The organism is Streptomyces sp. NPDC058371 (assembly GCF_042723265.1).
Lineage (GTDB): Bacteria > Actinomycetota > Actinomycetes > Streptomycetales > Streptomycetaceae > Streptomyces.
The window spans coordinates 382,601-408,057 of the sequence record NZ_JBHXJC010000001.1 but is presented as its reverse complement, the minus strand read 5'-3'; the positions used below and the strand labels follow the sequence as shown (position 1 = coordinate 408,057).

The 25,457-nt window shown below is 72.6% G+C and carries 23 protein-coding genes and 1 pseudogene; 8 read left to right on the top strand and 16 right to left on the bottom strand.

Translation table 11 applies throughout. The features are described 5' to 3' along the window. Positions 1-168: 168 nt before the first annotated feature. Together ACFWM2_RS01740 and ACFWM2_RS01735 are read right to left on the bottom strand one after the other, a co-directional pair. A complete protein-coding gene (locus ACFWM2_RS01740; protein ID WP_383271893.1) occupies positions 169-1,971 on the bottom strand; it encodes a bifunctional sugar phosphate isomerase/epimerase/4-hydroxyphenylpyruvate dioxygenase family protein in 1,803 nt (600 codons plus the stop codon). Between the two features lie 179 nt (positions 1,972-2,150). Beyond that, a complete protein-coding gene (locus tag ACFWM2_RS01735; protein WP_383271891.1) occupies positions 2,151-3,053 on the bottom strand; it encodes a shikimate dehydrogenase in 903 nt (300 codons plus the stop codon). Between the two features lie 224 nt (positions 3,054-3,277). Between ACFWM2_RS01735 and ACFWM2_RS01730 the strand changes: the two genes are divergently transcribed. The 3 genes from ACFWM2_RS01730 (at position 3,278) to ACFWM2_RS01720 (ending at position 5,889) form a co-directional block, all read left to right on the top strand. Beyond that, positions 3,278-3,943, top strand: a complete 666-nt coding sequence (locus ACFWM2_RS01730) for a TetR family transcriptional regulator (protein ID WP_383271889.1) — start codon at positions 3,278-3,280, stop codon at positions 3,941-3,943. Between the two features lie 262 nt (positions 3,944-4,205). Then, positions 4,206-5,558, top strand: coding sequence for an MFS transporter (locus ACFWM2_RS01725; protein ID WP_383271887.1), 1,353 nt, complete (start codon positions 4,206-4,208; stop codon positions 5,556-5,558). 187 nt (positions 5,559-5,745) lie between these two features. Beyond that, positions 5,746-5,889, top strand: coding sequence for a hypothetical protein (locus ACFWM2_RS01720; protein WP_383271885.1), 144 nt, complete (start codon positions 5,746-5,748; stop codon positions 5,887-5,889). A gap of 231 nt (positions 5,890-6,120) precedes the next feature. Here ACFWM2_RS01720 and ACFWM2_RS01715 read toward each other — a convergent pair whose 3' ends face one another. Continuing rightward, positions 6,121-6,543: a MerR family transcriptional regulator gene (locus tag ACFWM2_RS01715; protein WP_383271883.1), complete on the bottom strand. Its 423-nt coding sequence runs from the start codon at positions 6,541-6,543 to the stop codon at positions 6,121-6,123. A 65-nt stretch (positions 6,544-6,608) separates the two neighbouring features. Between ACFWM2_RS01715 and ACFWM2_RS01710 the strand changes: the two genes are divergently transcribed. Further along, positions 6,609-7,874: an MFS transporter gene (locus ACFWM2_RS01710; protein WP_383271881.1), complete on the top strand. Its 1,266-nt coding sequence runs from the start codon at positions 6,609-6,611 to the stop codon at positions 7,872-7,874. A gap of 202 nt (positions 7,875-8,076) precedes the next feature. On the opposite strand, the gene ACFWM2_RS01705 is transcribed toward ACFWM2_RS01710, so the two are convergent. The 3 genes from ACFWM2_RS01705 to ACFWM2_RS01695 all read right to left on the bottom strand — a co-directional run bounded on the left by ACFWM2_RS01705 (position 8,077) and on the right by ACFWM2_RS01695 (position 10,694). Continuing rightward, the gene (locus tag ACFWM2_RS01705; RefSeq protein ID WP_383271879.1) at positions 8,077-8,880 is read right to left on the bottom strand and encodes an SAM-dependent methyltransferase; all 804 of its coding nucleotides are present in this window, start codon (positions 8,878-8,880) and stop codon (positions 8,077-8,079) included. Positions 8,881-9,196: 316 nt separating this feature from the next. Beyond that, positions 9,197-9,994 carry a maleylpyruvate isomerase family mycothiol-dependent enzyme gene (locus tag ACFWM2_RS01700; protein ID WP_383271877.1) on the bottom strand — a complete coding sequence of 266 codons (798 nt, stop codon included), beginning with the start codon at positions 9,992-9,994 and terminating at the stop codon, positions 9,197-9,199. A gap of 259 nt (positions 9,995-10,253) precedes the next feature. Then, positions 10,254-10,694 carry a PPOX class F420-dependent oxidoreductase gene (locus tag ACFWM2_RS01695; RefSeq protein ID WP_383271875.1) on the bottom strand — a complete coding sequence of 147 codons (441 nt, stop codon included), beginning with the start codon at positions 10,692-10,694 and terminating at the stop codon, positions 10,254-10,256. A gap of 87 nt (positions 10,695-10,781) precedes the next feature. Between ACFWM2_RS01695 and ACFWM2_RS01690 the strand changes: the two genes are divergently transcribed. The 3 genes from ACFWM2_RS01690 to ACFWM2_RS01680 all read left to right on the top strand — a co-directional run bounded on the left by ACFWM2_RS01690 (position 10,782) and on the right by ACFWM2_RS01680 (position 14,252). Then, a complete protein-coding gene (locus tag ACFWM2_RS01690) occupies positions 10,782-11,360 on the top strand; it encodes a TetR/AcrR family transcriptional regulator (protein ID WP_383271873.1) in 579 nt (192 codons plus the stop codon). Further along, entirely contained in the window at positions 11,357-12,817 is a 1,461-nt protein-coding gene (locus ACFWM2_RS01685) for an MFS transporter (protein ID WP_383271871.1), read from the top strand. The genes ACFWM2_RS01690 and ACFWM2_RS01685 overlap by 4 nt, the downstream gene beginning before the upstream one ends. 208 nt (positions 12,818-13,025) lie before the next feature. Then, positions 13,026-14,252 (top strand): serine hydrolase domain-containing protein, encoded by a 1,227-nt coding sequence (locus ACFWM2_RS01680; protein WP_383271869.1) that lies wholly within the window; start codon positions 13,026-13,028, stop codon positions 14,250-14,252. Between the two features lie 56 nt (positions 14,253-14,308). On the opposite strand, the gene ACFWM2_RS01675 is transcribed toward ACFWM2_RS01680, so the two are convergent. From ACFWM2_RS01675 to ribA, 5 genes are read right to left on the bottom strand one after another with little or no spacing between them, the layout of a single operon-like run. Continuing rightward, complete coding sequence (locus tag ACFWM2_RS01675) at positions 14,309-15,472, bottom strand: saccharopine dehydrogenase family protein (RefSeq protein WP_383271867.1); 1,164 nt, start codon at positions 15,470-15,472, stop codon at positions 14,309-14,311. After that, positions 15,465-16,520: a saccharopine dehydrogenase gene (locus tag ACFWM2_RS01670; protein WP_383271865.1), complete on the bottom strand. Its 1,056-nt coding sequence runs from the start codon at positions 16,518-16,520 to the stop codon at positions 15,465-15,467. The genes ACFWM2_RS01675 and ACFWM2_RS01670 overlap by 8 nt, the downstream gene beginning before the upstream one ends. Continuing rightward, positions 16,517-17,662, bottom strand: a complete 1,146-nt coding sequence (locus tag ACFWM2_RS01665) for an NAD(P)/FAD-dependent oxidoreductase (protein ID WP_383271863.1) — start codon at positions 17,660-17,662, stop codon at positions 16,517-16,519. Before ACFWM2_RS01665 ends, ACFWM2_RS01670 begins: the two co-directional genes overlap by 4 nt. Beyond that, positions 17,659-18,642: an ornithine cyclodeaminase family protein gene (locus ACFWM2_RS01660; RefSeq protein ID WP_383271861.1), complete on the bottom strand. Its 984-nt coding sequence runs from the start codon at positions 18,640-18,642 to the stop codon at positions 17,659-17,661. The genes ACFWM2_RS01665 and ACFWM2_RS01660 overlap by 4 nt, the downstream gene beginning before the upstream one ends. Continuing rightward, positions 18,639-19,358: a GTP cyclohydrolase II gene (gene ribA, locus ACFWM2_RS01655; protein WP_383271860.1), complete on the bottom strand. Its 720-nt coding sequence runs from the start codon at positions 19,356-19,358 to the stop codon at positions 18,639-18,641. Before ribA ends, ACFWM2_RS01660 begins: the two co-directional genes overlap by 4 nt. Before the next feature lie 61 nt (positions 19,359-19,419). Between ribA and ACFWM2_RS01650 the strand changes: the two genes are divergently transcribed. Next, entirely contained in the window at positions 19,420-20,292 is an 873-nt protein-coding gene (locus ACFWM2_RS01650) for a creatininase family protein (RefSeq protein ID WP_383271858.1), read from the top strand. Between the two features lie 431 nt (positions 20,293-20,723). Here ACFWM2_RS01650 and ACFWM2_RS01645 read toward each other — a convergent pair. From ACFWM2_RS01645 to ACFWM2_RS01625, 5 genes and pseudogenes are all read right to left on the bottom strand, one after another. Further along, a pseudogene (locus tag ACFWM2_RS01645) lies at positions 20,724-21,707 on the bottom strand (lysylphosphatidylglycerol synthase transmembrane domain-containing protein); the annotation flags it as partial. Next, the gene (locus ACFWM2_RS01640) at positions 21,704-22,690 is read right to left on the bottom strand and encodes a class I SAM-dependent methyltransferase (protein ID WP_383271856.1); all 987 of its coding nucleotides are present in this window, start codon (positions 22,688-22,690) and stop codon (positions 21,704-21,706) included. The gene ACFWM2_RS01640 and the pseudogene ACFWM2_RS01645, both read right to left, overlap by 4 nt. Then, positions 22,687-23,898 carry a glycosyltransferase family 4 protein gene (locus ACFWM2_RS01635; protein WP_383271854.1) on the bottom strand — a complete coding sequence of 404 codons (1,212 nt, stop codon included), beginning with the start codon at positions 23,896-23,898 and terminating at the stop codon, positions 22,687-22,689. Before ACFWM2_RS01635 ends, ACFWM2_RS01640 begins: the two co-directional genes overlap by 4 nt. Further along, complete coding sequence (locus ACFWM2_RS01630) at positions 23,895-24,293, bottom strand: 6-pyruvoyl tetrahydropterin synthase family protein (protein WP_383271852.1); 399 nt, start codon at positions 24,291-24,293, stop codon at positions 23,895-23,897. Before ACFWM2_RS01630 ends, ACFWM2_RS01635 begins: the two co-directional genes overlap by 4 nt. Positions 24,294-24,466: 173 nt before the next feature. Beyond that, positions 24,467-25,447 (bottom strand): zinc-binding alcohol dehydrogenase, encoded by a 981-nt coding sequence (locus ACFWM2_RS01625; RefSeq protein ID WP_383271850.1) that lies wholly within the window; start codon positions 25,445-25,447, stop codon positions 24,467-24,469. Between the last annotated feature and the right edge of the window lie 10 nt (positions 25,448-25,457).

The following is a 25,457-nucleotide window of genomic DNA, read 5'->3' as shown; positions in this document are numbered from 1 at the left end:
CCGTACGGTCGGCCGCCCGCTCGCCGAGCATCCGGCCTTTCGCGGGCACCGGCCCGAGTCGGACCAGTGGGCACCCTCGCGGCAGTCGGCGGCATCACCCCTGTCGCACCGTGCCGGCGGTCAGGAAGACCGGCTTGGGCAGGCTCCGCCGGAGCCTTCCGATTCCCCTCAGTACGGGGGCCGTCGAGTGTGCTGGACGGCCAGCCGCACCGGTGCGTTCTGGGCGCCGTAGCCGCGGTAACCGCCGTCGCGCTGGACGAGTTCGAAGAACACACGGCCGACGGTCTCGGTGTAGCAGTGCCGGAACTCGCCGTCGGCTTCACGGTCGTAGAGGATGCCGAGTTCGCGGTACGCCGCGAGCTCGCCGTCGGCGAACTCGTACCGCGCCGCGAGGTCGTCGTAGTAGTTCGCAGGCATCGGAAGGAGCCGGCCGCCGGCGGCACGGAAGCGGCGGGCGGCGGCGACCACGTCCGGCGTGGCCAGCGCGATGTGCTGCGGGCGGGTTCCGTCGTCCGTGGGTGCCGCTCCCACGCCCAGCGCGATGCGCACCGAGCCGTCGGCGTTCGTGACGGCGCGGCTGCGGTGCAGACCGTAGGGGTCGGCGACGTCGACGCTCTCCTGCGCGGCGAGCCCGAGCACACTGCGGTGGAAGAGAGCCGCCTCGTCGAACTGGTGCCAGGGCTGGGTGAGGGCCAGATGGTCGATGCGCTCGACCGAGCCGTCGACCGAGCTGTCGACCGGCCGCTGTCCGGCCTGCTCGAAGTCGCCGGTCCAGCTGGGCAGTTCGGGCCGGTCCGTGGCGCAGAAGAAGAGTTCGGTGCCGTCGGGCGCGGCCACGGCGTCGAGCGGTACGTCCTCGGGGGCGCGACGGCGTGGCAGGACGGGGGCGAGCAGGGCCTCGGCGCGACGGGCCGCCGCCGCGGGGTCCGGCGACTCCAGGCCGATGGCCGCGAGTGAGGTGCCCTCGCGCCGGGCGGCCGGCCCGGTGTTGAGCAGGACCCGAGCCTCGCCCTGCTGCCACAGGTCCACGGGCTTGCTGCGATGCCTGGCCGTGCGGATGAAGCCGAGGGCGTCGAGGACGGCGGCGACCGGCTCGGCGTCGGGGGTGACGAGCTCGGCGAACGCGATGCCGGTGGGCACCACGGGTGCGGGCGGCGTGGCCGACCCGGTCGCCTCCTGGAGTACGCGCAGGGAGCGCTGGGCGTCGACGGCGGTCGGTCCGGCCTCGGCCTGCCGGAAGACGTCGTTGAAGACTTCGAGCGAGAGCGGCCCCTGGTAACCGGCGCGCACCACGTGTCCGAGGAGCCCGGCGAGATCGAAGCCGCCCTGGCCGGGGAAGCAGCGGTAGTGGCGGCTCCACTGCAGTACGTCCATGGCCATCAGCGGCGCGTCGGCCAGTTGCAGGAAGAAGATCTTCTCGCCGGGGATGTCCTCGATACCCTTGGGATCACCGCCGCGGGCGAGGATGTGGAAACTGTCGAGGCAGGTCCCGAGGGCGGGGTGGTCCGCCGCCTCGACGATGCGCCAGGCGTGGTCGTACGTGTTCACGTGCCGTCCCCACGCGAGCGCCTCGTACGCCACGCGGATGCCGAACTCCTCTGCCAGATCGGCCAGTTGGTGCAGTTGGCGGGCTGCCAGCGCATCGTCGTCGAGGGCGAGCGGCGAGGTGCTGGAGCACACCAGTACGGTGTCGGCGCCCAGCCGCCCCATCAGCTCGAACTTGTGCCGGGCGCGGCGCAGGTTGCGCGCGAACTCGTCCCGCGGCACCGCCTCGATGTCACGCATCGGCTGGTAGAGCTCGATGCGCAGGCCGAGGTCGGCCGTGCGGGCACGGATCTCCTCGGGGGCGAGGGGGCTCGCGAGCAGATCGTTCTCGAAGATCTCGACTCCGTCGAACCCCGCCCGGGCCGCGGCCGTGAGCTTCTCCGTCAGTGACCCGCTGAGCGAGACGGTGGCGATGGACGTACGCACGACGACTCCTTCGACGCTGCTTCGGAACGGTCTGCTTGCTCGGCGCCACTTCGAAACAGCCTGCTGGCTCGGCGCCACTTCGAAACAGCCTGCTGGCTCGGCGCCACTTCGGAACAGCCTGCTGGCTCGGCGCCACTTCGGAACAGCCTGCTGGCTCGGCGCCACTTCGGCGGGGCGTGCTACATGCGGCTCCGGGCAGGGCTGGACGCAGTGACGCCCGCGCCGCCGTCCGTCAGCTCGGCGATGTCCGCCAGCATGCGCGCGGTGTCGGGTTCCCGCCCGGTGAAGAGACGGAACGCGTCCGCGGCCTGGAAGGCGGCCATGCCACCGCCGTCGAGCGTCGCGCAGCCGAGTGCGCGGGCGGTGCGCACCAACTCGGTGTCCAGGGGCCGGTAGACGACTTCGGCGACCCACAGGCCGGGATGCAGCAGCTCTGCGGGGATCGGAAGGCCGGGATGCGCGGCCATGCCGGTGGGCGTGGCATGCACGATGCCGTCGGTTCCGGCGGGCAGGTCCGCCCTGGCGCCCGCCGGCGCGGCGGTGGCCCGGCCCGCCCCGAAGTGCGCGTTCAGGGCGGCGGCGAGCTCCGCGGCCCGGTCCGGGAGCGCGTCCACGACGGTCACGTGCCCGGCGCCCAGCGTGAGGAGGGCGTGCGCGACGGCCGCCCCCGCACCCCCGGCGCCCAGCTGCACGACCCGGTCGATCGGGGCGTCGGGCAGGCCGCGTGCGAAAGAGGTGGCGAAGCCGGTGACGTCCGTGTTGTGGCCGACGGCGCGGCCGTCCTCGAAGACGACGGTGTTGACCGCGCCGAGCGCCTCGGCCCCGGGAGCGAGCGCGTCGAGGTGCTCGATGACGAGTTGCTTGCAGGGGTGCGTGATGTTCAGCCCGTCGAAACCCAGGTCGCGTGCCGCGCGCACCAGATCGCCCACCGCCTCGGGCCCCACGCCGAGCCTCTCGATGTCGATCAGCCGGTACACGAAGCGCAGCCCCTGCCGGTCGGCCTCCCGTTCGTGCAGGCCCGGGCTCAGGGACGGCCCGATACCGGAACCGATCAGGCCGACGAGATACGAGTCCTGGGGCACGGGACCTCCTGGAGAGCGGCTTAATGTACGAACTAGTACGTTAGTTGTACCAGGATGCCGACCCCATCGGAAGACCGCTCCGTTGGTCCCCACGGCCGCGGACCCGTCGAGCGCGGCCAGGACGTACGCCGAGGCGGAAGCCCACATCGGCGCCGAATGCCCGCCACCCCGCCCCCGACCTGCTTCTACAATCGCCAGCACTGGCCCCCGCCCGAAGGAACCCGATGACCAGCGTCGAAGAACCGGCACGACCCAACGGCCGCATTCGCGACGCCGTCCGCACGAAGGCCGAGATCCTCGACGTGGCCACCCAGGAGTTCGCACGCGCCGGCTACACGGGAGCCCGCGTCGACGAGATCGCCGCCCGCACCAGCACCACCAAGCGGATGATCTACTACTACTTCGGCGGCAAGGAACAGCTGTTCACGGCCGTCCTGGAGCGCGCGTACTCCGTGATCCGCGAGGCCGAACAGGAGCTGGACGTCGAGCACTTGGACCCGGTCGCGGCCATCCGCCGGCTCGCCGAGGTCACCTTCGACCACCATGAGAAGCACCCCGACTTCATCCGCCTGGTCAGCATCGAGAACATCCACGGCGCGGAGCACATCGCCGCCTCCGAGGAGCTGGGCCGGATCGGCTCGCCCGCCCTGGAGGTGATCGGCCGCATCCTGGAGGCCGGGCGCAGCTCCGGTCTGTTCACGGCCGAGGTCGACGCCGTCGATCTGCACGCGATGATCAGCGCGTTCTGCTTCTTCCGGGTCGCCAACCGGCACACGTTCGGCGCCCTGTTCGGGCGCGACCTGGTCGCCCCCGAACAGCGGGAGCACTACCGCACCATGCTCGGCGACATGGTCATCGCGTATCTGACCGCGGACCGCTCCGCGGACTGACCGCGGAAGCCCGACCACGCCACGCACGGACCCTGGCGTCGCGCCTGGTCAGAGCCCCCTCGCACGGCTCACGGCCGAGGATTCTTCGACATGGCCTCTTGACACCATGGAAACGCGGGCGGAACATCCAGCCATCCACTACTAACTATCCAGTGGGTTAATTAGCCGGGTCCCGCCCGGCTCGGCCGGCCCGCACACCCCAGGGCCCCGGCACCTCCCCGCCGCCACTCCCGTCCCCGGAGTTCCCCCGAAGGAGCACGCCGTGTCCGTCCCCGCCGTCCCGCTCGACGCCCCTCCCGGCCAGCCCCGGAAGGCCGCCATGGCCGCCTGGATCGGCAGCGCTCTGGAGTACTACGACTTCTTCGTCTACGGCAGCGCCGCCGCGCTGATCTTCCCCAAGGTCTTCTTCGACGAGTCCGACCCGGCCACCGCGACCCTGCTCTCGCTGGCCACGTTCGGGGTCGCGTACGCGGCCCGTCCGGTGGGGGCACTCTTCCTCGGCCACTTCGGCGACCGTGCCGACCGTAAGAAGATCATGGTCTTCACGCTGATCCTGATGGGCGTGTCGACCTTCCTGATCGGCTGCCTGCCCACCCGGGCACAGGTCGGCGGTCTCGCCCCGGTCCTGCTCGTGCTCTGCCGGGTGCTCCAAGGAATCTCCGCCGCCGGCGAGCAGGCCGGCGCCAACTCCATGACGCTGGAACACGCGCCCCCGGACCGGCGCGGCTTCTTCACCAGCTTCACGCTCAGCGGCACCCAGGGCGGCCAGCTCCTCGCGACCCTGGTCTTCCTGCCGGTCGCCGCGCTCCCCGAGGACCAACTGCTCTCCTGGGGCTGGCGCCTGCCCTTCTTGCTGAGCTTTGCGGTCGCCGTCGTCGGCTACGTCATCCGGCGCACCCTCCAGGAGACCCCCGCCTTCACTCAGCAGGCCGCCACGGAAGGGGTCGTGCGGATGCCCCTCGTCGTGCTGCTCCGCGACCACCGCGTGGACGTGCTGCGGGTCGTCGCGGGCGCCGTCATCGCCTCGGTCAGCACCATCTTCACGGTGTGGGCGCTGGCCTACGCGACCAGTGACGCGGTCGGCATCTCCCGCTCCCGGATGCTCTGGGTGGGCGCGCTCGCCAACGTTGCCGCCCTCGGCGCGATCCCGCTGTGGGCCAAGCTCTCCGACCGTGTCGGCCGCCGGCCGGTCTTCCTCGTCGGCGCCGTCGGCAGCGCGATCACCATGTTCCTCTACCTGTGGGCCGTCTCGACGCGTTCCTATCCCCTGATCCTCGTCCTCGGTGTCGTCGCCTTCGGTGTCGTCTACAGCGCGGCGAACGGTGTCTGGCCCGCCTTCTACGGCGAGATGTTCTCCACCCGCGTGCGACTGTCCGGCATGGCGATCGGCACACAGATCGGCTTCGCCGTGGCCGGGTTCGCCGTCACGTTCGCCGCGCAGATCGCCGGCCCCGACGGCGACGACTGGTCGGCCGTCGCCCTGTTCACCGCGGCCTTGTGCGTTCCGCCGGTCATCGCCGCCGTCACCGCACGGGAGACGCACCGGGTGCCGACCGAGCACCTGGGCGTGCGCGACGGCCTGGAGTCCGCGCAACCCGCGACCGTGACCGCCTGACCAGGCCCCGATTGTCCCCACGTCCCCGACAGCTCACCGCTGTTCGGGGGCTCGGGCCTGCGCCGGCGGAACGGGCCGGGTCCCGTGGTCGCGTGTCGGCCATGGTTGACAGATGATGTTTTCAGCAAGAACATCGGCCGAAACGAGCAGAAAAGAACAGCGCGGCGTCAGGACCGGGGATCCGATCATGCGGCCGCTGTTCTTCGACTTCCCGCGCGACCAGGGCGGTTACACCGTCTCCGACGAGTGGATGCTCGGCCCGGCGGTGCTCTCGGCGCCCAACCTCACCTCGTCACCGGCCCGGGACATCCACCTCCCGTCCGGCCGGTGATACGACGTCGACCGGGGTACGACGGTCAAGGGGCCGCGCACTCTCCAGGACTACGCGACCCCGCTCGACGTCACGCCGGCCTTCGTCGACCTGGGCGCAAAAGGCGCGGCCAAGGCGATCAAGGCACCGCGACGGGCGGACAGCGCTCCCGCGGGCCCGTAAAGTTCGACTCCGCGCACACCGGCCGGGTTCAGGGACGGCCGGTGTGCGCGGAGTTGGCGCAGAACACGGTCAACTGGTCGTCGCAGCCCGGGTCATGGCGCCTGGCGTCGCTTCGCGATCCTCCAGCGGGCCGATCCTGGCGCGTACCGCGTCGAGGTAGCCGGCGATGGCATCCCGGTTGCGGGTCAGGCAGTTGATGCGTTCCGTCATCCGGTCGCGCTCGCCCTCCAGGGTGGCCAGCATGTCGGGGGTCGCGTCGGGGAAGTGAATGGCGCGGGGTTTGTCGAGGCACGGAAGGATCTGCTTGATGATCCGGGTGGGGAGCCCGGCGTCCAGCAGGCCGCGGATCTGCAGCACCCGGTCCACGTACACCTCGTCGTAGCTCCGGTAGCCGTTCGCACAGCGGTCGGCGACGATCAGACCCTGTTCCTCGTAGTAGCGCAGCAGTCGGCGGGGGGTGCCGGTGCGTTCCGACAGCTCTCCGATGCGCATGTGACCGCCCTCACAGGTTCTCGCGTTGACCCTCACACCGATGTGAGGGTTCGAGCATACGCAGCATGCGAAACGACCGGACCCGAGAAGCGGCACGAGCGGCGGGACACCCCGCCACGCACCGTGCGAACACACCTACCGCATACGGCAGTTCCACCGAGCGAGCCGACAGGAGCGGCCTCCCCCTGTCCGCGCTGCTCGCGCTCGCCACCGCCGTGTTCGTCACCAGCCTCACCGAGACCCTGCCCGCCGGGCTGCTGCCGGCGATGAGTGCGGATCTCGCCGTCGGCCAGTCCGCGATGGGGCAGTCGGTGACCGTCTACGCGGTGGGGACCGCGCTCACGGCGATCCCGCTGTCCGCGGCCACGGCGGGATGGCCGCGCAAGCGGCTGCTGCTCACCGCGATGGCCGGGTTCGCCGTCGCCAACACGGTCACGGCGGCCTCGACCTCGTACCCCCTGACCATGGTGGCCCGCTTCGTCGCCGGTGTCGCCGCGGGTCTCGCCTGGGCCCTGCTGGCCGGGTACGCCCGCCGGCTGGCCCCGGCCCGGCTGCAGGGGAAGGCGATCGCCGTCGTCATGACCGGCATTCCGGTCGCCCTGTCGCTGGGCGTTCCGGCCGGGACCTTCCTGGGCGGTGCGGTGGGCTGGCGGGTGGCGTTCTCCCTCATGACGGTTCTCACCGCGGTCCTCCTGGTCTGGATCGCCGTGGCCGTGCCCGACCGGCCGGGGCAGCGGGGCGACGGGCGTCCCCCGCTGCTGCGGGCCCTCGCCGTACCGGGAGTGCTGCCGGTCCTGTTCGTCACGCTGGTCTTCGTGCTGGCCCACACCATCCTCTACACGTACATCGCCGCCTACCTGGACCGACTCGGCATGGGCGGCTCGACCGACCTCGTCCTGCTGGTCTTCGGCGGTGCGTCGCTGGCGAGCATCTGGATCGTGGGCGTCCGCATCGACCGGGGACTGCGTGCGCTGACCCTCGTGAGCACACTCGCCGTCGCCGCCGCGGCCTCGCTCCTCGCCCTGGCGGCCGACAGCCCGGTCCTGGTCTACGTCGCCGTCGCACTGTGGGGGCTCGGCTGGGGTGGCGCGCCCACCCTGCTGCAGACCGCCGTGGCCGACGCGGGCGGCGAGGCGGCCGACGCCGCGCAGGCGATGCTCGTGACCCTGTGGAACGCGGCCATGGCGGGCGGCGGCGTGGCGGGCGGGATCCTCCTCGGCCTCAGCGGCCCGAGGACCCTCCCCTGGAGCGTCCTCGCCCTGGTGCTCCCGGTCCTGGCGGTCGTGATCGCCGCCCGCGCCCACGGCTTCCCCGCCCGGCGCGCACGGTGACGCGGTCACGCGGTCACGCGGTCACGCGGTCACGCGGTCACGCGGTCACGCGGTCACGCGGTCACGCGGTGAACCGCCGGACGCGCGGTGAACCGCCGGACGCGCCGCGTGGCACGCCGGCCGCGCCAATGGGTGCAGGCCCTGCGGCAACCGCGCCGGCAGGCCTGCGCCCTGAGGCTCCCCGCCCCAACAGCCGTGCGCTCTACGGCTTCCGGGCCATCCCGGCGTGCACCATGATCTCCGCGTCCGTGGCGTCCGTGAGGGGATCGCCGGGCTCCGGGCGCCAGCGGTGGGCGGTGACGATGCCGGGGTCGACGAGGTCAAGGCCCTCGAAGAAGCGGGCGACCTCCGCGCGGGAGCGGCCCTGCACGGAGATGCCGCCGGACCGGTAGACCGTCTGGACCTCGCTGAGCCGGTCCTGCTCCTCGCCCGAGAAACCGTGGGTCAGGACGAGGTAGCTGCCGGACGGCAGGGCGTCGACGAAGGACCGTACGAGGTCGTAGGGGCCGGCCTCGTCAGGGACGAAGTGCAGCAGGGCGATCAGGCTCAGCGCGACGGGCTGCGAGAGATCGAGGGTCTCGTGGAGTTCGGGCGACTGGAGGATCTTCTGCGGCTCGCGGGCATCGGCGTGCAGATAGGCGGTACGCCCTTCCCGGGTGCTGCGCAGCAGGGCTCGGGCGTGGGAGAGCACGACGGGGTCGTTGTCGGCGTACACGACCCGGGACTCCGGCGCGACGCCCTGGACGATCTGGTGGAGGTTGGGCTCGGTGGGGATGCCGGTGCCGATGTCGAGGAACTGCCGGATGCCCGCCTCGGCGGCCAGCCACCTCACGGCACGCTGCATGAACAGCCGGTTGGCCCGGACCGCGGTCCTGGCGGTGGGCGTGTGCACCAGGATCTGCTCGGCGGCCGCCTCGTCGACGGGGTAGTTGTCCTTGCCGCCCAGCAGGTAGTCGTAGATACGGGCAGGGTGCGGCCTACTCGTGTCGATCCGCTCCGGTGCCATGCGGGTCTCCCTGTCTCCGTGGGTCGGCGGCCGCGGCATCGCGCCGTGATCAACTGCCCGAGCCTGCCGGAATCCTAAGCCCACCCGCTGCGCACTCGGCGGTCAACTCCCCTTCCGCGGCGCAGCGTTCGCCACGTCCCGTCGGACGTGGTGCTGGAGCGAGCCGCCGAGCGCCGCCAGGCACGCTCGGTCCTGCGGACCGGCGGTGTCTCTCCGGTCCGCAGGGCAGAAACGGCGGCGCCTCAGGTACGTGGCGGCAGGGTGACGGCTCGGTGAGCACGGCCAGGGTGTCGGCCTCGCCCCGGAACCCGGCGTTCTACTCCTCCGGCTCCCAGGCCTGGAGCAGGTCGAAGAGAACTCCATCGCCTTCGAGCTTCAGGGAGTCCACCGGAATACGGCCGTACAGGGCCAGGACCAGTTCACCGGCCGTGCCCCGGACGGAGGCGGCGGCCGCGTCCGGGCCCTCGTCGGCACCGGTGGTGGGCACTGTGCCGGACGCGGGGAGGCGGGTGACCCGTGCGCCGTCGGCGGAGAGCGAGAGGCGCCAGGAGCGGCCCTCGGTGGCGTGGAAGTCGACGGCAGCGGGCTTGTGCGGCCAGGCACTCGTCGTTGCACAGCAGGTGGACAGGAACTCGTCGACACCGTCCAGTGCCACCTCGTCCGGCAGCGGCTGCCGGGCACCCGAGGTGATCTGGGCGTCGTACGTGTGCAGCGCGATCTCCTGGAGCTGGTGCCGAGCGACGGCACCGGACGTCTGCGGCGACTGCGACGCACCCCACCACGTCCAGCAACCGCGATCGGGGCCGGCCTCCTGGAGTGCCTCAAGCAGCTGCTGCGTCGACACGGCCAGCCAGTCCAGCAGCGCCTCGCGCTCCCGCGGCGCGGCCGGGGCGCCCGCTGCTGCGGACTTGGCCTCGGCAGGCCCCGCGGCGACGGTGGCGGCCCAGGAGCGGCGCCCTTCGCCCAAATGCTGCGCCAGATCGAACAGGGTCCAGTCGGGGCAGGTCGGTACCTGCACGTCGAGGCTGGGCGCGGAGGCGACCGCGGCGCGGAAGGCGGTCGACCGGTCGTCGATCAGTCGCAGCAGGACGGCGAACTCAGGTGTCGTTGTCACGCTGACTCTCTATCACCGCGTTCCGACAATCGGACACCGGTTTTCCACAGCCGCCGCGCCGGACGCGCGGCATGGGCCGCGCGAGCGAGGCAGGACCGACGGCGACCACGGGGGCGGTGCGGGCCCGGTGGCCGCGCGGGCCGACGGCGACCACCGGAGCAGCGCGGGACCGGTGGCCGCACGAGACCGACGGCCACCACGGAGCAGCGCGGGACCGGTGGCCACGACGCCCGACGGCCACCACCGGAGCGGTGAGCGGTCAGCGCCCCCGCGGGATCCCGTACGCACGCTCCACCCGGAGCCGTAGCACCAGACGGCGGTCGCGGACCATGGCGGCGCGGTAGTCGTCCCAGTCCGGGTGCTCGCCCAGCACGTCGCGGTAGAGCCGGATGAGTTCCTCGACCGTCTCGTCGTGCGGGTCCTGGGCGACGGGGGTGAGGTCGGCCGTCCCCTCCACGACCGTGAACGCCCACCGGTCGTCACTGGTCACGTGGTACGACGCCCGTGGATCCCGGCGCAGATTGCGGGTCTTGGCGCGGTCGTCCGTGATCGAGACCCGGACGGTCCGCTCCTCGGGGTCGTAGGCATGGCTGACGTTGGAGAGCTGGGGCCGGCCGTCGCGCTTGAGGGTGACCAGCACCCCACCGCCGTGGTCGGAGAGCAGCTGGAGCAGTGCGTCCTGCGTCGCGTCTTGAGTCATGCAGTGATCAACGCCCCTGACCCACATGGCATTCCAGCCGAACAGACGCGAGTAGACGCTGTCTACTCGACCTGGTAGACAGTGTCTATGCATGAATCCGACACCGGGCTCCGCGCCCGTCTGGTCCAGGTCGGGGTCGACCTGGTCACCGCCGAGGGGGCCCAGGCGCTGTCCCTGCGGGAGATCGCCCGGCGGGCGGGGGTCTCGCACGGCGCCCCGCGCCGCCACTTCCCGACACACCTCTCCCTGCTCTCCGCCATCGCGCGCCGCGGCTTCACGGACCTCGGCGACCGTGCCACGAAAGCGCTCGGCACCGGCGGGGCGAGCCCGCGAGGCGACCTGGAGACGCTGGGCCGGGTCTATCTGGACTTCGCACTGACCAACACCGGTATGTACGAGCTGATGTTCCGTCACGACATGCTGCGCAGCGATGAGTTGGGGCTGCGGGAGACCAGCCTTCCGCTCTTCGGCGTACTGGTGGACCTGGTCGGCCGGGCACGACCCGAGGCGGACGCCCGGCTCGTCGCGGGGTCCCTCTGGGCGAACCTGCACGGCATCGCCCAGCTCTGGAGCTGGGGCAGCCTCCAACTCGCCACGGGGGCGGATGACTTCGGGCCCCTGCTGGCCACGGCACTGGACGCGCACCTCGGCCCGGACCGCCGATGACACTCCACCGCCGCGTCGCCCTCGCGAGCAGCGTCGTCGGCGCCGCGATCGTCGCCCTGGACGGCACCGTCCTCACGGTCACCCAGCCCACCCTGCGCCGGGAGCTGCACGCGTCCTTCGCGCAGATCCAGTGGATCAGCACCGGTTATCTGATCGCGGTGGCGAGCCTGCTGGTGTTCGCCGGACGCCTCGGTGACCGCTTCGGCCATCAACGGGTTTTCGCCGTGGGGGTGTTGGGCTTCGGCGTGGTCTCCGCGGGGATCGGCCTGGCACCGGACATCGGCTGGGTGGTCGGACTGCGGATCACCCAGGGGGTCTTCGGCGCGTTGCTCCAGCCCGCGACCCTGGGAATGCTGCGCGCCGCGTTCCCGCCCGAGAGACTCGGTATGCCGATCGCGCTGCGCACCAGCGCCATCGGGGTGGCGGCGGCCGCGGGCCCGGTCGTCGGCGGGGCGCTGGTCACCGCCCTCGGCTGGCGTGCCGTCTTCTTCCTCAACATCGTGCCCACGCTCGTGCTGGGCGTCCTGGCGCTCACCGTCCGCGGTCCCGAGCGGGAACGGGCGACGGCCACCCGGCTCGACGTGCCCGGCGCCTGTCTGCTCGCGGCGGCCCTGGCGTGTCTCGTCCACACGCTCGTCGGGACACCGTCGAACCGGCCGGCCGCCACGGCCCGCGGGCTGCTCGCGGTCGCGACCCTGGGCTGGGTATTCGCGCGCCACGAACGCCGAGCCGCGAGCCCGCTGCTGCCCCCGGACGTACGCGGCTCGGCAACCCTCGGTGTGGGGCTCGGCGTCCTGGTGGCAGCGTCGGCGGCGATGTTCGGGGCGCTCTTCACCAGTACGTACTTCCTCCAGGACGTCCTCGCCCTGAACCCCCTCCGGAGCAGCCTCCGCGCCCTGCCGCTGGCCGTGATGATGGTGCTGGGCGCGCCCGTCTCCGCCGTACTGATGCGCCGCTTCGGCCCCCGCCGGACGGCCGTCACGGGCATGGCGCTCCTCACCGCCGGCGTCCTCGTGCTGTCGCGGCTCGACCGGGCGTCGACGGCCGTGACGATCGGAGCCGGTTTCCTGCTGCTGGGCGCCGGTTTCGGCGCGGTCATGGTCACCGCTACCGCCGTCATCGTGCGGCACGCGTCCCGTGCGTCGGCGGGTGTCGCGAGCGGCCTCCAGCAGACCGCGATGAACGTCGGGCCGACGGTCGGTGTGGCGGTGGCGACCACGATGCTGTCGTACGCCGGTGCCGGCGCGTCGGGCGCGGGTGTCGAGATGGGCCCCGCCCTGACCGTCCTCGCCGCGGTGTCCGCGTTCGGCACGCTGCTCGCGCGGTGGCTGCCGGGACGGCCACGCGAGGAGGACGCGGCCGATCACCGTCCTGCGGCGGGGGCCGGCTCGCCTCTCGGCACACACCCCGAACCGCCCCGGCGGGACCCGCAGATGACACCTCACGACCGCGGGTGACGCACGACGCATTCCGTACGGCGTCCCACGCACCCCGCACGGGGCGCCGTACGACCGTGGATGTCCCGCATACGGCCCCACCCAGCGGGAAAATGCCCTGTATGACCCGCGCATGACCACGAAATGGCCGCCCCGTACGTCACCGCGGTCCGTCCGTACGAGACGATGAACGCGAGGTAGTCCAGGAGCCGCAGTCCGGAGGAGAGCCATGGGACACCTGCAGCAAGAGGTCGAGCCGACCGAGGCCGGACTCGACCCCAAGGCGCTCGCCCGGCTGGACCAGCACTTCGCGGACGAGGTCGACGAGGGCCGGCTGCCCGGTTTCCTCGTCGCCGTCTCCCGCCACGGTCAGGTCGCCCATCTGACGACGTACGGCCACCGCGACCGCGCGGCCGGGCTCCCGGTCACCACCGACACCTTGTGGCGGATGTACTCGATGACCAAGCCGGTCACCACGGTCGCCGCGCTGATACTCCTGGAGGAGGGGCGCATCGGCCTGGCGGATCCGGTCGCCCGCCATCTCCCCGCGTTCGCCGAGCAGCAGGTGTACGTCGAGGGGACGGGCGCCGGTGTCAGGACCCGTCCGGCCGGGCAACCCCTCCTCGTCCGGCACCTGTTGACCCACACCGCGGGCCTGACCTTCGGCTTCTACCACTCCCACCCGGTCGACGCCCTGTACCGGGCCGCCGGTCTGGAGTCGTCGGTGCCCGAGGGCGCGGACCTCGCAGGGGCCTGCGAGGTGTACGCGCGTCTGCCGCTCCAGTTCGAGCCGGGCACGCGCTGGAACTACTCGGTGGCGACGAACGTCCTCGGCCGGCTCGTCGAGGTCGTGTCCGGGCAGCGCCTGGACGAGTTCTTCGCCGAGCGGATCTTCGGGCCGCTCGGGATGACGGACGCCGGATTCTGCGTCGACGAGGAGCAGTCCGAACGGCTGGCCGAGCTCTACGGCGAGGACGGCAGGGGCGGGATCACCCCCGTCCCCGGTCTCCCCCTGCACGGCCGCCCGCGACTGCTGTCCGGCAGCGGGGGCATGGTGGCCGGCGCCCATGACTACCACCGCTTCATGGAGTTCCTCCGCCGCCGCGGCGAACTCGACGGCACCCGGCTGCTCGCCGCCGGGACCGTGGACACCATGACGTCCAACCAGTTGCCGGGCGGCGTCGACATCCGCACCCACGGCACACCCGCCCACGACGAGCCCGGGAACGCGGGCCTCGGCTTCGGTCTCGGTGTCTCCGTCGTGATCGACCCGGCGGTCACGGCCTACCCCACCGCCCTGGGCGCGTTCGGCTGGAACGGCGTGGCCAGTACGACCTTCTGGGTCGACCCGCTCCGGGACATGACCGTGCAGTTCCTGACCCAGCTGCGGCCGACCGGTTCACACGCGGTCTTCCCCGAGGTACGGCGACTGGTGCACGAGGCGGTACTGGACTGAGCCGCGGGCCCGGGCTCGGGCGCTGAGCCCTGCGGACCTGAGCGCCCCCTTCACGCTCAGGTCCGCAGGGCGAACTCGACACCGTCGGCGCGGAGTTCGCCCAGCCACTCCTCCGACCGCTCCGCTGTCTCGGCGGCGCGGCTGAGGCCGGCCGGCAGGGTGCCGTCGAGTACGTGACGGACACCGAGAGCGAGGGTGCGGGAGACGCAGCGGGCCATGGCGCTCTCCTCGGGCGTCCCCTCCAGGTCCAGGAGATACCGGCCGGACCAGGCCTCGCCCGAGCCGCCGCGCACGTCCAGGGAGACGGCGAGGACCACACGGTCGCGGTCGGCGTCGGTGGTGGGATAGGCCGTCGCCAACTCCCGTGCGAGCGCGGCGATCCGCCGGTCGTCCCCGGTCCTCAGCTCCTCGAACACGGCGTCCCAGGCTTGGAGCCAGCCGTCGAGGCGGAGCGTGCCGCGGACGAAGGTCTCGGGCTTCCAGGCCGCCGGAAGGGCGTACTGGTCGAGGAAGGGGACGCTGTCGCGATTGGGGTACACCTCGAAGGTCTCCCCGTCGATCGGATGAGGGCGGGTGGCCTCCCACGGCCGGGCGGCGGTCGTCTCCGCCCCGCCCTCGAGGTAACGGGCGGGCGAGCGCAGGGCGTTGAGGACCCCGGCGGGTGCCCAGCTGAAGCGGTACCTGAAGTCGTTCGGGACGGCGGGGACGCCTCCGCAGTACGAGGTGAAACGGTACGAGGCCGCCGTGTCGGGGCCGATCGCCTCCCGGGCCCGGGCGATCAGACCGTGCGCGAAGAGGTGGTCGATGCCCGGGTCGAGGCCCGCCTCGGTGAGCACCACGACCCCCGCCGCCACCGCCGCGGGCACCTGCTCGACCACCGCGTCCGAGACATAGCTGGAGCACGCGAAGTGCGCCCGGCGCTCGATGCAGGCGCTCAGCAGCGGGGCGTGTTCGGGCGCGGGCAGCATCGAGACGACGACGTCCCCGGGCGCCAGTTCGGCCGCGAGCGCCGGCAGCGTGTAGGCGCGCGGCTCGGCGCGTCCCGCCAGGCCGAGACCGGCCAGGCTCCGCTCGGCGCGCTCCTCGGTGCGGTGCCACAGGCGCACCCGGTCGGCGGCCTCGCACAGCGCCGCGAGCCCGCTGCCGGTGGACAGGCCTGCGCCGACCCAGTGGACGGTGCCGCTCGCCGGGACCGTTCCCGCTCCGGTCGTCTCAGACATGGCGGAACTCCCCTTCCTTCGCGCCGAGTTCACGGCTCGCCTGGTGGAACCGTGCCAGACAGCGGCCCCACGGCCCGCCCGTCTCGAAGTCGAGGAGCAGTGGCAGCAGCGCCGCCGAGAAGTCGACGCTCGCCTCGCGCGGCAGCAGGGACGGCAGATTGTCGATGGCGATCAGATCCAGCACCGGCTGTTCGCGCAGGCGGCGCACGGGACGCGCCCAGTCCGTGGTGGTGTCGTAGACCGGCAGCACGTTCATGGGTGAGCCGACGTCGCAGGTGACGTCGCACAGTGTGCGCAGCCGGCGGCCGGGCTCGTCGAGGTCCTTGTCGGTGAGGAAGGGCGGGATCGGCCGGGTGGTGAGCACGGTGTTGACCATCACCTCGTGCTCCAGCAGCGCCGCTCGGTCCAGCGCGCGGGTCTCGGCCAGGTCCCAGCACGTGGGCTCGTTCCCGGCCACGGCGAGCGCGGCACGTGCCCCGCGGCCGCTGCGCCCGAGCGCGCCGATCACCAGCGCACTCGACTGCCCGGTCACGGCGGCGAGTTCGGCGTCCAGCTCCTCCTTGGACGTCGGCCGCAGCGGTGCGCTCAGCCTTCCCTCGTGGTGCAGGAGGGCCAGGGCCGCGCCCAGGTACCCGGCCCAGTAGCCGAACGCGGCGAGCCGGCGCCCCTCGTCGTCCACCAGGTACTCCAGGTCCAGCAGCGCCCCGCCTCCGGCGAGAAACCTGCCGAGCAGCGCGGCGGCGCCGGGCTGCCCCTTGTAGGCATGCCCGAAGAAGACATGCCGGTGTCGCAACTCGGCGGGCTCGTCCGGGAGTTCCTTCAGGCCGGCGATCACGGCGTCCGGTGGCGCCGAGACCCAGGAGCCCGGCGCGGCGACCCGGCAGCCCGCCTCCTCGTACGCCTCGACCGGGAAGATCCGCTGCGGCGAGTCCTCGACGGTGACGGTCACGCCCCGCTCGACGAGCCGGCGGGCGTCGGACGGCACGACGGGCGTGCGCCGCTCGGTCGTACGGGACTCGTGGCGCAGCCACAGGTGGAGCTCGGTCATACGAGGTTGACCTCCGGTCGCAGGCTGTCGGTGGCGAAGCGGCCGACGCCCAGGGGGCTGATGTCGACGAACGGCGTGCGGCCCAGGACCAGATCGCGGACGACCTCGCCGACCGCCGGGCCCTGCAGGAAGCCGTGGCCGGAGAACCCGGTCGCGTACAGGAAGCGGGAGGGCGCGGCAGCCTCACCGATCAGCGCGTTGTGGTCCGGGGTGATCTCGTACAGGCCGGCCCAGCCGCCCGTGCGGCGCAGGTCGAGGAGGGCGGGGGCGCGCCGCTCCATGGCCTCGCCGAGCCGGGGGATCCAGCCGTCGTGGGTCGAGGTGGAGAATCCGGTGGTCTCGTCGGGGTCGGACATGCCGACGAGCAGCCCGGGGCCTTCGGAGTGGAAGTAGAGGCTGCTGGTGAAGTCGATGGTCATGGGCAGCCGGGGCGGCAGCCCGGGGACCGGTTCCGTGACGGCGATCTGCCGGCGCAGCGGCTCCACGGGCAGGTCCACGCCGACCATGGCACCGACCGCCCGGGACCAGGCGCCGGCCGCGCAGACCACCGTGTCGGTGGTGATCCGGCCCCGGCTGGTCAGCACCGCCGTGATCTCGTCGCCGCGCAGTTCGATGCCGGTCACCTCGCAGTGCCGCAGCACGGTAGCGCCGTGGCGGCGGGCCCCGGCCGCGTAGCCGTGCACCACGGCCTCGGGAGTGCAGTGCCCGTCGTCCGGTGAGTAGGCGGCGGCCAGCAGTCCGTCGGTGGTGATCAGCGGGGACAGCCGCTGCGCCTCGGCCGGGTCGAGCATGCGGCTGGGTACGCCGAGGCCGTTCTGCAGCTCCACGCCGGCCTCGAAGGCGGCTACCTCCTCCGGTGTCGACAGGAGGAAGAGATAGCCGACCCGGTGCAGTCCGATGTCGTGGCCGGGCTCCTCGCCGAAGCGGGCGAAGGCCTCCAGGCTGCGGGCGCCGAGCTGGACGTTGAGCGCGTCGGAGAACTGCGCCCGGACCCCGCCCGCGGCCCGCGAGGTCGAGCCGGAGGCCAGTTCGTCGCGCTCGACCAGGACGACGTCAGGGACGCCGGCGCGAGCGAGGTGGTAGGCGGCACTTGCGCCCATCACCCCACCGCCGATGACGACGACCTGCGCGGTCCTGTTCACCGCGGTCCCCTTCCGCCGGCCGCCTCGATGACGGCCCAGGCCGCGGCGGCGTCCTGCACACCGAGTCCGACGCTGTTGTAGAAGACGATGTCGTCCGGGCCGGTGCGTGCGGCACGGCGGCCCGTGACCACGGCACCGAGCGGAACCAGGTCCTCGAAGGCGAGCAGCCCCTCCCGGAGCGCCTCGACGACGGGCCCCGCGTGCTCCGCCGCCGTTCCCGGATCGTCCACAACGACGGCGGCCGCCCGTCGCAGGACCTCGGCGTCGACCTCGCTGCGCGTGGGCTCGAAGGACCCGACGCTCACCACCGTGCAGCCCGGCGCGAGCCACTCGCCCCGTACGACGGGCGTGGTGCTCAGGGTGCAGGCCGCCACCATCGGCAGCCCCGCCACCGCTTCCTGCGCCGAGTCCACGGCCTCGGCGGCGACGCCCAGCTCGTCCGCCAGCAGCTGCGCCGCGCGCGTGCGGCGCCCCGGGTCGGGACTCCACAGCCGTACAGACCGCAGCTTGCGCACCCGGGCCACGGCCCGCACATGGGCGAGCGCCTGGGTGCCCGAGCCGAGGACACCGAGCTCGGAGCTGTCGGCATTGGCCAGCGCGTCGAAGGCGACGGCGCTCGCGGCGGCCGTCCGCAGGGTCGTCACGGCCGTCCCGTCCATGACGGCGACCAGCTCACCGGTGACCGGGTCGAGCGCGTTGATCACCGCGTGGATGCTGGGCAGCCCGGCCGCCGCGTTGCCCGGGTTGACGCTGCCGATCTTCGCCACGGGCCCGGTGTCCGCGGACAGCCGCGCGAGATAGGCGAACACGACACTGTCGTCGAAGCGGCTCCGATGCATGATCTTGCCCGGCAGTTCGGCGCTCCCGTCCCCGAGGGCGGCGAACGCCGCCCGCTGGGACGCGATCGCCGCGTCGGTGTCCAGCAGCTCGGCCACCTGGGCCCGCGACAGGAACAGCGGGCCGCTCTCGTCTTCGCTCACTCCTCAGTGATAGCCGTCTTCACCGATCCGCAAAAGATCGCCTCGTTCTTGGCCGCGTCCAGATGGGGCAGCACGCCCCCGTCCAGGTGCGGCAGGTAGTGGTCGAGGCGCTCCCGCTTGGTCAGCAGATAGCTGAGGTTCTCCTCGCACGGCGGGATCAGCAGCGGGACCTGCTCGGGGACCTTGATGCCGTGGCGCAGCAGCGCCTCACGCTTGCGCGGGTTGTTCGACAGCAGCCGTACGGAACGGACGCCGAGGTCGTGCAGGATCTCCGCGGCCACCCCGTAGTCGCGGGCGTCCACGGGAAGGCCCAGCGCGAGGTTCGCCTCGACCGTGTCGAGTCCCTCCGCCTGAAGCTTCATCGCGCGCAGCTTGGCCAGCAGACCGATCCCCCGGCCCTCGTGGCCCCGGAGATAGACGAGTATTCCGCGCCCTTCCGCCACGATCTCGCGCAGTGCGGTGGCGAGTTGGGGCCCGCACTCGCAGTGCGTGGAGCCGAAAGCGTCACCGGTCAGGCACTCGGAATGCAGCCGGGTGAGCACCCGGTCCGCACCGATGTCGCCGTACACCAGAGCCACTTGTTCGTCGCCGCGATCGTTGTCCAGGTAGCCGACCGCCTGGAAATCGCCGTACGCCGTGGGCAAGGGGGCCGTCACGACTCGGGTGACTCCCGATGACTGGGCATTAGCGCCGAGCACGCCGACGTTCTCTGTCATGATCTGATTCCTATCTGCTAAGCGCTAGCGCGGGCGGTACGAGACGAAAGGCCGTGAAAACATGAGCAGGTCGGACATCCAGGAGACGGAGTCCGGGACGGCACCGCGGGAGAGTTCTCCGGCGGTGGAGAACTCCTCCGGTCCGGCCGGGAACCCGGTGCCGCCGTCGCGGAACTCCCTGGTTCCGGCGGACACTTCGGAAGAGGTGCGGGCTCGGCGGGAGCGGGTCGGACGGGAGGTCGCCGTTCTTCCCGTGGGCAGCTACGAGCAGCACGGCCCGTACCTTCCGCTGGCCACCGACACGTTGGTGGCCTGCGCGATCGCCCGCGAGATCGCTGCCGCTCATCCTGTCCACCTCCTCCCTCCTGTGACGATCTCGTGCTCCCACGAGCACGCGGCCTGGCCGGGGACCGTCAGCATCTCCTCCGTGACCCTGCACGCGGTAGTGCGCGACATCGCCGAATCCCTCCGTCGTTCCGGAATCGACACTCTGGTGCTGGTCAACGGACATGGTGGCAATTACGTCCTGGGCAATGTCGTTCAGGAATCCGTCGGCAGTGGTACCCGTATGGCGCTGTTCCCGGCCCTGGAGGACTGGGAAGCGGCGCGGGAACTGGCCGGCGTGGAGACCTCCCTGCTCAGCGATATGCATGCGGGGGAAATCGAGACCTCCGTCCTTCTGCACACTCATCCCGATGTGGTGCTCCCCGGATACGAGACGACCGATTTCCTGGCCGACGACCGCAGGCATCTCCTCACTGTCGGGATGTCGGCCTATACCGAATCCGGAGTCATCGGCCGGCCTTCGCTGGGTTCGGCCGAGAAGGGAAAGGCGCTACTGGCGGGCCTCGTCGACTCCTTCGGCGCGTACATCTCTTTGCTCACCTCGGAAACGGAACTCCCGGGAGACGCCGGCGCCCGTCGCCGGCCGTGACGCGAGGCCGCCTTCGGCCGCGGTGGGGGTGAGCGCGGGAAGGCGGCGGGAGGGGTGTGGCCGCGGGCGGGCGCGACGGCGTCCGGGGCGGGGACGACACAGCGGCCGGCCTCGCCCCCCGTGGCTGCCGACACCCGCGCCGCACCGGCCTCGCCCGGACCGGCTACCGCCGCACGCGGCGTACCGGCCGTACCGGGCACATCGTCCGGCTCTACGAGGCCCGCGGCGACCGCTGTGGAGGCATCCGACGTCGCAGCCGCCGCTGTGGAGGCATCCCGCGTCGCAGCGGCCGGCGCGACCGCGGTGGCCGCCTCCCCCTGTGGGCGTCGAACGCCCGCGTACCAGCGGGCGACGAGCACGCACACACCCGGCAGGCTCGCCGCGAAGCTGAGGACGCCGTAGACGACGGCGACGGTCAGGCCCGTGGTCGCGCCGAGGCCCGCCGCACCGAAGGCCCAGACCGTGACACCCTCCCGGGGTCCCCAGCCGCCGACGTTCAGCGGCAGTCCCATGGCGAGCAGCGCGAGCAGGGCCAGGGGCAGCAGCACGGCCGCCGACGCCTGGGATCCGGCGACCCGGGCCGCGAGCAGGAACATCGCGAGGTGTCCGGCCAGCACCATGGTCGAGGAGACCAGCACGCCCGGCCAGTTCCCGCGGGCCAGCAGCGCGTGGCGCGCCTCGGCGAGCCCGGCGCGGACGGCCCGGCGCCGGGCGGACGGGGCGGCGGGTGCGCGGCCCATGCGCAGCGCGGCCACCACCGCCAGCGCGCCCAGCACGGCGAGCGCGCCCAACTCGGTGAGATGGCGCGCCTGCGCCAGGACCGGCGAGGGCTGGGTGAGCAGCACCACGGCGCCGACGGCGACGAGTACCGCCTGGCCCGCGGTCCGTTCGAGGACCACCGCGCGGACACCGCGGCCGAGGTCGCCGGCGCTCTGCCCGTGGCGGACCGCGCGGTGCACGTCGCCGAGGACGCCGCCGGGCAGAGCCGCGTTCAGGAACAGGGCACGGTAGTAGTCGGCGACGGCCGCGCCGAGCGGCAGCCGGATGCCCAGCCCGCGGGACACCAGGGACCAGCGCCAGGCGCTGAACACGGTGGTGAGCAGGCCGAGTCCGAGGCCGGCCAGCAGGGTCGGGCCGTCGATGCGCCGCAGCCCGTCGACGAAGACTCCGGTGCCGAGCCGCCACAGCAGCACGGCCAGGATGACGACTCCGGCGACGGTCCCGATGTGGGTGCGGACGGCACGGGAGCCGATACGCGACCGGATGCCACGTCCGCCGAGCCGGGGGCCCGGGCCCCGGGACTCCGGCGGCTCTCCGCCGCCGCGCGTCCGCGGGACCAAGGACGGCACGGACACCGCCTCGGCGCCCCGCGTCAGCGAGGTCACGGACACCGCCTGCGCGGCCGGCGCGTTCATGACCGCCTGCCCGTCGGACCGGGCAGCGCCAGGATGTCGCTGTGGTGGACGACCGCGCGCAGCTCGCCCGCCTCGCACTGGTCCAGCCGGCGGCGCAGATACGCCTCGGCGGCCGCCGCCAGATCGGGCCGCTGCTCGACGGCCGCCGCGACCCAGCCCCGCAGCCACTCCGCCGTGAGCGGGGCGTGCACGGCGCCGAGCCGCCAGGGGCTGGGGTGCACCCGCACGGTCGCGCCCTGCTGGGCGAAGGCCTCGCAGGCCGCGGTGATCGCGTCCGGGCCGAGCAGCTCGCCGCGCCGCTGGTGCGCGTTGAAGGCCTCGCCGATCTCGGCGTCGAGCGGGTCGGCCGGGGTGAGTTCCACGCGTCCGGCGACCGACAGGGTGAGCAGGGCCGGGCAGCCGGCGCCGACGCAGGCCGCGGCGAGCACGTCCAGCTCGTCGCGGGTCAGGACGTCGAGCAGGGCGGACGCCGTCACCAGCGAGGCGCCGGTCAGTACGTCGCCGGTCAGCCGGCCGATGTCCCCGCGCTGCGTGGTGACGGTGACCCGGCTGCCGTCGGCGGCCGCGCGGGGCGCACCCACGGTGGCGAAGTGCAGGAGATAGGGGTCGCGGTCGTGCAGGACCCAGTGCTGGGGGCCGTCGAGGTGGGGGGCGAGCCAGCGGCCCATGGAGCCGGTCCCGCACCCGAGATCGTGGATGATCAGGCCCCGGTGCCGTCCCGGCAGGTTCGCGAGCCGGATCCGCAGCGGGTCGAGCAGGTCGTGGGCCCGGGCGTCGGCGTCCGCGCCCTCGCGCAGTTCGAGCCACCGCGGGGCGAAGCGGGGCACCTCGACGGAAGCCTCGTCGTGCCCGGACGGTGAACCGGCGCGCGCGGCCACCCGGCCGTCGGCACCCGGACCGGGAGTCAGGCCCCCGGCCTCTGCCGGCGTCTGCGCTCCGGGTACGCGACCCGGCACCTCAGAAGAAGTCGTCGTCACGTTCATGCCGCCTTCCGGGGTTCTTGCCGAAGCCGTCCGAGTACACCCGCCAGGCTGCGCGCGGTCGCCGCCCAGCCTCCCAGTGCGGCCCGGCGGGCACGCGCGGCGGCCTTCAGCCGGCGGCGCACATCGGCCTCGCCGAACCAGCCGCGCAACTCCGCGGCGAGAGCGGCCGGGTTCTCCGGCGGTACGAGGATCCCGGGCACCCCGCCGTCGGGCGCGCGGCCCACCGCTTCGGGGAGCCCGCCGACGTCCGTGGCCAGGACCGGGATGCCCCGGGCGAGCGCTTCGGTCACCGCCATGCCGTACGTCTCGGCGTACGAGGTGAGGACCATGAGGTCGGCCGCGGCATAGCTCGCGTCGAGTTCGCCGCCGGCCTGCGGACCCGCGAGGTGCAGCCGGTCGCCGAGACCGAAGCCGTCGATCAGCTTCCGGAGGCCTGCGACGTACTCCGGTTCCTGCTCCAGTCCGCCGACGAAGACGCAGCTCCAGGGCAGGTCGGTGACGGTCGCGAGGGCCTCCACCAGCCGGTGCTGCCCCTTGCGGGGGGTCACCGCGGCCACGCACAGGAGCCGCGAGACGCCGTCGGTGCCGGGCGCGAGCGGCGCAATGTCGGCGCCGGGGACGGCTACATGGACCCGCTCGGGGGCCAGCCCGTGGTGGGCCACGAGCCGGCGGACCGCCCATTCGCTGGTCGCCACGACGGCCGGCACGGCCCGCAGCGTCGTACGCTCGCGGGCGTCCAGGTCGGCCGCCACGGCCGGGTCGAGGCCCGTCTCGTCTCCGAGCGGCAGATGCACCAGGACGGCCAGCCGCAGCCGTTGGGCCTCCGGGACGATGATCTCCGGAACCCCGCAGGCGACGATGCCGTCGAGCAGGACCACGGTGCCGTCCGGCAACTCGCCGAGGGTGCGGGCGAGTTCGGCGCGGGCCGCCGCCTCCGGCCGGGGCCAGCCGCCCGCGACGACGTGCCGGCGGACCTGCCAGCCGAAGCCGGGCAGATCGAGGCAGACCCGGCGGTCGTAGGCGTTGCCGCCGCTCGGCGCGGCCGGGTCGTCGACACCGCCGGGCATGACGAAGTGCACGGAGCTCAGGGACATGGGGATGATCTCGGCGTTCTTGAGAGCCGCGTGCTGCACGGGCACGTAGTTCAGGGCCTTCTGGTCGTTGCGCGCCCGGCCCGGAAAGGCCTGTTCCATGGTCACGTCGGTCACAGGGCACGCTCGTAACTCGCCCAGGCGATGTGCGACTCGTGGAGCGTGACGGTGATGCCGGTCAGGCCGCGGGCGCCCTCGCCCAGTGCTCCCGCGTGCACCCGGCCGGCGAGGCGGTCGGCGACCACCTTGGCCAGGAACTCCGTCGAGGTGTTGGTGTCGGCGAAGTCCGGCTCGTTGTCGAGATTGCGGTAGTTCAGCTCGCTCACCACGGCGCCGAGCTCCTGGGTGGCCAGTCCGATGTCGACGACGATGTTGTCGTCGTCCAGCTCGGCGCGGCGGAAGGTGGCGTCCACGAGGAACGTCGCACCATGCAGGCGCTGCGCGGGTCCGAAGACCTCGCCGCGGAAGCTGTGGGCGATCATGAGGTGATCGCGGACGGTGATACTGAACAACGGACGACCCTCCAGGTGCGGTGCGTCTGATCCCCTGCCGGGAACATGCCGTGTAGTACGGCCGCCCGGTACGGGTTGTTCAGCTGCTCGTTCTCCTTCTTTCGGAGGCCGCCCGGAGCTTCTTCCGGGCATCCTGCCTGGTGGTTCGGGAGACCGGGCAGCTGTCATGGAGATCAGCCGGCGGTGTACAGGACTCGGTGGCACAGGCCCGGAATCTCGCCGGAGGCGAGCCGGGGCAACACGTCGGGCAGCTCCTCGAAGGCGCACTCTCCGGTGACCAGGGCGTCGAAGGCGGGATCGGCGAGCAGTTCCAGAGCGAGCGCGAGCCGGTCGGCGTACGTCCGGGAGGCGCGCCGGGCCGGAGAGACCGAACCGACCTGGCTGCTGCGCAGGACCAGTCGCCGTGAGTGGAAGGCCTCCCCCAGGGGCAGGCTCACGCGCCGGTCGCCGTACCAGCTCAGTTCGAGGACGGTCCCCTCCGGGCGAAGCAGTTCCAGCGCCCGCGCCAGGCCGGCGTCGGTGGCACTGGCGTGCACGACGAGATCACAGTCGCCCTTCGCCTCCTCGGGCAGCGCGAAGTCGGCGCCGATCGCCCGGGCGATGCCGGCGCGGGCGGGGTCGGCGTCGACGAGCTGGACGCGAACCCCCGGGAAGCGGGCGAGCAGCGCGGCGACGGACGAGCCGACCATGCCGCCGCCGATCACGGCGATCCGGTCGCCGACCAGGGGCGCGGCGTCCCAGAGGGCGTTCACCGCGGTCTCGACGGTCCCGGCGAGGATGGCGCGCGCCGCCGGAACTCCGTCCGGTACGACGGTCACCGCGTCGACCGGGACGACGTACCGGGTCTGATGCGGGTAGAGACAGAACACGGTCCGCCCGAGGAGCGACGAGGGGCCTTCCTCGACCTGTCCGACGCTGAGATAGCCGTACTTGACCGGGCCGGGGAAGTCGCCTTCCTGGAACGGGGCCCGCATCGCGGTGTACTGGTTCTCCGGTACACCGCCGCGAAAGACGAGAGTCTCCGTGCCGCGGCTCACTCCGGAGCAGAGCGCGCGCACCAGGACCTCTCCCTCGGCGGGCTTCGGCACGGGGTGTTCGCGGATCTCTCCGTGCCCGGGCGACCTGAGCCAGAAGGCACGAGCTGTGGGTTCCATGTGCGTCCTC